Consider the following 6,826-nt stretch of genomic DNA (forward strand, 5'->3'; position numbering starts at 1 on the left):
GCAATGTCCATGATCAGGTAAAAAATGATGCCCAGCGCTGCAATTCGGGACAGGTCGAAGAAGGCCGTGAGGATAAGCCCAAGCACCACGGTATAAACCAGCGTGTGCTTCTGGATGCTACCGGGCATGCCGAAATGACTGTGGGGGACCAGCTTCATTTCAGTCAGCATGGCCAACATGCGTGAGACGGCGAAAATACTGGCCAGAATGCCACCGGCGGTGGCCATCATCGCAATGGCGACGGTAAACCAGACGCCGTAGTCGCCCAATGCGGGACGCGCAGCGGCCGCCAGAGAGTAGTCCTGCGTTTTGATGATTTCCGCCAGGGACAGGTTACTGGCAACGGCGAAACCGACCAGGGTGTAGATCACCACGCAGGCTGCGATGGAAATAATAATCGCTCGCCCCACGTTTCTCTTGGGGTCTATGACTTCCGAGCCGCTGTTGGTGATGGTGGTAAAACCTTTGAAGGCCAGAATGCCAAGGGCCGTTGCCCCCAGGAAATTGCCAAAGGTTCCAGCCTCACCGGGGCTAGAGAAATCAACAGAAACACTGTCGGCAATCCAGATACCCACCAGCCCGAAAACCAGAATGCCTCCGATCTTCAGGATACCTATAAAGGAAGCCACGCCCTGAATCATTCGGTTGCCCAACAGATTGATCATAAACGCGGCCAGAATTAGTGAGACGCCAAGAATGGGCACCATGCGGCCACTTTCATCGCCATCGAACAGTTGCATGGTGTAAGAACCGAAGGTTCGCGCAAGAAAGCTCTGGGCAATCACCATCGAGAAATACATCAGCAAAGCATTGAAAGCCGTCGGTAACCGATTGCCATAGGCTTTGTGCAGGTACATGCCTATGCCCCCGGCTGACGGGTAGGCATTGGAAATTTTGATGTAGGAATAGGCACTGAAGCTTACGATTACCGCCGCGGCCAGAAACGCCAACGGGAAAAGAACGCCAGTCATCTGCGCCATCTGCCCGGTAAGGGCGAAGATACCGGCGCCAATCATGACACCGGTGCCCAGCATAACAGTTCCCGGAAGTGTAAGACTGCCTTTCTGATAGCGCGTGGTTCTGTCGTGCGTGCTGCTCATACAACCTCCTGTTGTTTTGAACGGCGTTTGATACTCAATAAATAGCCAATGCTGGCTTGGGTAGATCTCACTTGCATCAATGTCGAGAAAAACGGGCCAAAGAAATATCTTTAGCCCCTAAGTACCTGATCAGAGTGCGATGCGCGCTCCAATCACAGCAAACCAATCTGCTGTACTGCCGCCGTCCGCTTCGGCAAAGTCGGCACTATCGCCGTATTTGCGCTCATGCACCACGCCCACATAAGGCGAGAACGCACGGTCGATCAGATCATAGCTCAACCTGAGTCCGGTTTCGGTAGAAACCAGTCCTTTACCAACGCCAATTTCCCGGTCCTCGCTAAACGCAACCGTGGCATCCAGCGTTGCCGCCAGAATCCAGTAGTTGGTGAGAAGCAGCTCGTACTCTGCATCCAGTTCGGCTGACGTATCGCCATCCTTACTGACATACAGGTTTGCATCGATCTCAAACCATTGGGGAGCCAGCCCGGCTACACCGAGAACGGCATATGTACGGTCCGGCCCCTCGGGCGTATCGAAACGTACGCCCGCTTTGGCGTCGAAGAACTTGGAGATGGGGATCTGGCCGACCAGCTGGTTTTCCAGTGTTTCGTAGGCCTGCTCCTCTATCTCGTACTCCCCGGTTGTGAGCAACCGGACTTTGAACTCGTCGGTGCCATAGAAAGCATCCGCATTCCAGACGCCCAGTTCCTCGTCATCGTCGCTGTAGCGGTATTCAAACTCCTCGAATTGAACACCCCAGGTTGTGAGCGGCTGTTTACGAGCGGTGGTGTCGGAGATCATTTCCTGAGCTGTCACCGCCGTTGAGACACCAATAGAGGCAAGGAAGCTGACTGCGACAATTGATCGAATACAGCTCATACCTCACCTCCATCTTTGGCAATCACGTCTGTTTTGGCCTGCGTCGACTCTGGCCCACCTTCAACAATGACCTTGCGGAACATACCAGCGGCCGCGTGATAGGACAGGTGACAGTGGAACGCCCACTGACCGGGCGCGTCGACCTCGGTTTCCATGTAAACGGTGGTGCCGGGCTGCACACTGACCGTGTGTTTGATCGGGTTCCACTGGCCTGCGCCAACATCAAGGATGGACCACATACCGTGCAGGTGCATGGGGTGAGTCATCATGGTTTCGTTGACAAACTTGAAACGGACCCGCTCACCGTATTTGAGACGAATCGGATCGGCGTCTTCATACTTGACGCCATTAATGCTCCAGGTATACCGCTCCATATTGCCGGTCAAACGAAGCTCAATTTCCCGGGTCGGCTCGCGAACTTCATACAACGGATCCTGAGCCTTCAGGTCAGCGTAAGAGAGGAACTTTCCGCCATTGGCAGCTTTGGGCATGAGGCCACTGCCCTTGGCGTAAAAAGGATCGCTTTTTTCTTCTGTCCCCATCGCCATGGAACCATGGTCCATGCCGGACATGCCGGACATGCCCGAATGATCCATATCTTTCATGTTGGAATGATCCATACCTTCCATATTGGAATGATCCATGCTGCCCATGTTGGAGTGGTCCATCCCGGACATATCTCCCGAGCTGCTCATATCCATGTTCCCATGATCCATGCCAGACATGCTGCCATGGTCCATACCGGGCATACCGCTCATATCAGCCATGGTCAGACGCGCTGGTTCACGCATTGGTGGCACAGACCCTTCCATACCCTTTTCGGGGGCCAGCGTCGCTCTTGCATAGCCTGAACGTCCCATGGATTCGGCAAAAATGGTATAAGCCTGCTCATCTTTCGGGCGCACGATCACATCGTAGGTTTCCGCTACACCGATCCGGAACTCGTCCACACTGACCGGCTGAACGTTGTTGCCATCAGCCTGGACAACCGTCATATCCAGACCGGGAATCCGGATGTCGAAGTAGGTCATCGCCGAAGAGTTGATAAAACGCAGCCGGATGCGCTCGCCCGGCTCAAAGAGTCCGGTCCAGTTCTGGTCCGGCCCTTTACCATTGATCAGGCCCGTAAAGCCATGCACGTCTTCGACGTCTGCTTTCATCATGCGCATGCCACCCCAGGCCATGCGATCCCGAACTGTGTTCATAAAACCGTTCTCGGACACATCCGAGAAAAACTCGCCCACGGTCTGCTGATCGCGGTTGTAATAATCAGTCATCATTTTCAAGTTGCGCATGATGCGATCACCGGAATGCGGGTGTTTGTCGGTCAATTGGACGACGTATTCGCGGTCGTAACGGAACGGTTCACGCCCCTCGGGTTCGATAACGATGGAACCGTAGGCGCCATCCGGCTCCTGAAAACCAGAGTGGCTGTGGAACCAGTAGGTGCCCGCTTGCTGGATGGGAAATTCGTAGGTAAAGGTTTCACCCGGCTTGATGCCCGGGAAACTGATACCTGGTACTCCATCCTGATCGAAAGGAAGGATCAGACCGTGCCAGTGAATGGACGTCATCTCATCCAGATTGTTGGTCACGTTGATCCTGACGTTTTCGCCTTCTTTGAAGCGCATCACCGGCCCCGGAGATACGCCATTGTATCCAATGCCTTCTTTCACGAAATCGCCAGTATCAATTTTTACCCGGTCGACCGTCAGGTCGTACTCACCAGCCATAACCATGGCTGGCATCAGCAGGCTTAAAAGTCCTGTCAGTAGGCGTGTTTTCATCTTTTTCTTACTCCAAACTGCACTTCGTTGAAGCAGGGCTGGAAAACAGTCCCAACCCGTGCATTCGCGGGGTTGTCAGTACGCCGGTTTACTCAAAGTTAACGTCACCGTACATGCCGGCCTGGTAGTGGCCTGGCACGTTGCATGCGAACTCAATGTCGCCTTTTTCCGTAAACTTCCAGACAACTTCCTTGCTCTGTCCGGGCTCAAGCAACACGCTGTTTGGATCGTCATGCTTCATGGTTTTTCCGTTGCCCATGTCCATGCTCATCATGTCGTGATTCAGCTTCCCGCCCTGAATCACGCCGTGCTCTACCATCATCATCATTTCCTCCTGATGCCCCTCATGCATCTCAGGTGTGCCGATGTTGAACTCGTGAACGAGGTTCCCCTTGTTCTCCACCACGAACCGCACCGTTTCCCCGGGGCTTACGATGATTGATTCCGGTTCATAGTAATTGTCGTACATTTCGACTGTTATGGTTCGGCTGGCCTCTGAGGCTTTGCCGGGCTCACCACTCGCAGCGCCGTGATCATGTCCTCCACCATGGGTTCCAGCGGCAAAGGTGGTCGCCGACAATAAGATAGTTGCGGCAGCAACGAGGAATTTTGATACGGTCATATATCTTCTCCTTTGAACAGCTTTGGCCCTGAGGGCCGGGTTGTCTCACTCAAAACTTGAGCAATATCCAGAAGCGGTTGCTACCATCGCTCAGCAACCTGAATCCAGGCTGAAAATCGGAATTATTTTTTGTTCTGGCACAATTCAGCTTGGGCAGCGACACTGACGGACTCTGATGCTCAATTTAGAAAGGCAGTTCAGGAATGAGATTACTTCTGGTGGAAGATGACTACCTGCTGACAAATGGGCTAAGCGCCCAACTGGAAAAGGCCGGTTTCAGCGTGGATACCGCCCGTACAGCGCGGGAAGCCCGGCACCTCGGGCAGCAGGAAAGTTACCGCGCCGGTATTCTTGACCTGGGCCTGCCCGACGGCAACGGCCTGGACGTACTGAAACAGTGGCGGACGCATAAGGTCAGTTTCCCGGTGTTGATCCTGACCGCCAGGGGAGACTGGCAGGACAAGGTCAATGGCTTGAAGGCCGGCGCCGATGATTACCTCGCGAAGCCTTTCCAGACCGAAGAGCTGATTGCCCGACTTCACGCCATCGTCCGGCGAAGCGAAGGCAGAATAATGGATACCCTGACAGCGGGCCGGTTCGAGCTGGACGAAAATCGCCAGACGTTAAGGGCCGGTGACGAGACCGAACATAGCCTGACCGGTACGGAGTTCCGTTTGCTCCGATGTCTGATGAGTCGTCCCGGGCAGGTTTTCTCGAAAGAACAGCTTTTCGACCAGCTATACAGCATCGACGACATACCCAGCGAGAACGTGATCGAAGCGTATGTGCGGCGGCTCAGGAAGCTGGTGGGACCGGACACCATCAAGACCCGACGTGGTCAGGGGTACCTGTTCGATGCCGATAGCCGCTAGACCTCGCTCAGTCAGGGGGATGCTCCTGATTCTGCTGCTTCCGGCCGGCATTGGTCTGATGGCACTGGCTTGGATCATCCATGGGGCCTTGCTGGAGAGGATGACCATGGACTTAGTAGAACGCCGCTTGAAAGATGAGGTAGCTTTTCTGGAACACCAGATCCGCCAATCCGGTGGCCAGATTGATACACTCCAGACCGGCGACTATTTTCAGGAAGTGCTCCTCCACGCCTTCGCCATCGCCATCGCTTCTCCGTCTGGGCAGTCCATCTCACCGGAGACCTGGACTCCGATTCTGAGGCCGTTGCTCACCTCCGGGCAGGAGGGAGCCGTGAGAGCCAGGGATGCTGAGGTACCAGCTGCGCCTTCCCAAATGCTTGGGTATCGCCGTGCCTTCACGGTCGACGGAAACCCCTTCGTGATCATTGTTGCCGAGGATATGGAGGCGCTTCATCGGAGCCAGGCCAAACTCCATATCTGGACTGCCGTCGTCTCGGTTTTACTGGTCATTCTGATGATCGGGAGCATATGGCTGGGAATCACTCTGGCCCTGCGGTCAATAGCGGGCCTTCAGATGAACCTGAAAAAACTTCAGTCAGGCGAGCTCTCCCGTATTAACGCAGACGGCCCGGAGGAGTTCCAGCCCCTCGTCCGGCAACTCAATCGACTGCTGGATTCACTGGATGACCGGCTGGAACGCTCCCGTGACGCACTTGCCAACCTTTCCCACAGCGTGAAAACCCCCATAGCGGCTGTCAGACAGATCCTGGAAGACACCAGTCGCCCGCTCGATGAGAAGCTGAGATGGGAAATGGCGGCGCGCCTCGACGACATAGATGCTCAGCTTGAGGCCGAAATGCGGCGAAGCCGGTTTGCGGGTCCACAGGTCGGCCAAAGTGTATGTCCGATCAAACAGGCCCGGGATCTGCTGTGGATGCTTGGCCGCCTCTACCCCGATAAATCTTTTGAATTGTCAACGGATCTGCCTGAAAACCATCGCTGGCCTGTCGAGGAGCATGATCTGAACGAAATCCTTGGCAACTTGCTGGATAACGCAGGCAAATGGTCATCCCGCTGGGTGGAGCTCACGCTGAGTGAAGATCAAGAGCAGTTAAAAATTATCATCAGCGACGACGGAGCGGGCGTATCAGAAACAGCCCACTCACAATTGGGCAAGCGAGGATTGAGGCTGGACGAGCAAACACCCGGTCATGGATTGGGGCTGGCTATTGTCCACGCAATAGTTGAGCGTTATCAGGGACAGGTTCATTACACGTCCAGTAAGGTAGGAGGCCTTACTGCAGTTGTTGTAATCCCTGGTTCTGATCGATTCGGCGACCGGTCAGACAACTGACACCTTCACCCTCCATTCTCTATGCTTCAAGTCAAATTCATCAATAGTTGGGATGATGATTTGGAGTCTCGTCCAGCCTGTTCAATCTCGACCGCTCTATAATGAGCTTTCCCTGAAGGATACTGAATCTACACCCACTAACACTACTTGCTCTACTTGCAACCCAAAACAGCAAACCGATGCTTTTGATCATGAATTTTATACCCCCCCCC

6 protein-coding genes are annotated in these 6,826 nt (G+C 54.4%); 2 read left to right on the forward strand and 4 right to left on the reverse strand.

Features of this window, described 5'->3' with window-relative positions:
- The 4 genes from Q672_RS26785 to Q672_RS26800 all read right to left on the reverse strand — a co-directional run.
- Nucleotides 1-1,100: APC family permease (locus Q672_RS26785; RefSeq protein ID WP_081703648.1), on the reverse strand; the 1,100-nt coding region annotated here is incomplete at its 3' end.
- A 129-nt stretch (nt 1,101-1,229) separates the two neighbouring features.
- Nucleotides 1,230-1,979 (reverse strand): copper resistance protein B, encoded by a 750-nt coding sequence (locus Q672_RS26790; protein WP_011588644.1) that lies wholly within the window; start codon nt 1,977-1,979, stop codon nt 1,230-1,232.
- Nucleotides 1,976-3,766, reverse strand: a complete 1,791-nt coding sequence (locus tag Q672_RS26795; RefSeq protein WP_031226526.1) for a copper resistance system multicopper oxidase — start codon at nt 3,764-3,766, stop codon at nt 1,976-1,978. The genes Q672_RS26790 and Q672_RS26795 overlap by 4 nt, the downstream gene beginning before the upstream one ends.
- Nucleotides 3,767-3,854: 88 nt before the next feature.
- Nucleotides 3,855-4,388, reverse strand: a complete 534-nt coding sequence (locus Q672_RS26800) for a cupredoxin domain-containing protein (protein WP_022985569.1) — start codon at nt 4,386-4,388, stop codon at nt 3,855-3,857.
- A gap of 203 nt (nt 4,389-4,591) precedes the next feature.
- On the opposite strand from Q672_RS26800, the gene Q672_RS26805 reads away from it, so the two are divergent.
- Entirely contained in the window at nt 4,592-5,260 is a 669-nt protein-coding gene (locus Q672_RS26805; RefSeq protein ID WP_022985570.1) for a response regulator, read from the forward strand.
- Nucleotides 5,261-5,279: 19 nt separating this feature from the next.
- Nucleotides 5,280-6,614 carry an ATP-binding protein gene (locus tag Q672_RS26810; RefSeq protein ID WP_011588647.1) on the forward strand — a complete coding sequence of 445 codons (1,335 nt, stop codon included), beginning with the start codon at nt 5,280-5,282 and terminating at the stop codon, nt 6,612-6,614.
- Nucleotides 6,615-6,826 lie beyond the last annotated feature (212 nt).

Source organism: Alcanivorax sp. P2S70 (assembly GCF_000475295.1).
Taxonomy (GTDB): Bacteria; Pseudomonadota; Gammaproteobacteria; order Pseudomonadales; family Alcanivoracaceae; genus Alcanivorax; species Alcanivorax profundi.

Excerpts from the sequence above, each read along its gene's own strand:
- Q672_RS26800 (WP_022985569.1), bottom strand. The coding sequence starts at position 4,388 with ATGACCGTATCAAAATTCCTCGTTGCTGCCGCAACTATCTTATTGTCG.
- Q672_RS26805 (WP_022985570.1), top strand. The coding sequence starts at position 4,592 with ATGAGATTACTTCTGGTGGAAGATGACTACCTGCTGACAAATGGGCTA.
- Q672_RS26790 (WP_011588644.1), bottom strand. The coding sequence starts at position 1,979 with ATGAGCTGTATTCGATCAATTGTCGCAGTCAGCTTCCTTGCCTCTATT.
- Q672_RS26810 (WP_011588647.1), top strand. The coding sequence starts at position 5,280 with ATGCTCCTGATTCTGCTGCTTCCGGCCGGCATTGGTCTGATGGCACTG.
- Q672_RS26795 (WP_031226526.1), bottom strand. The coding sequence starts at position 3,766 with ATGAAAACACGCCTACTGACAGGACTTTTAAGCCTGCTGATGCCAGCC.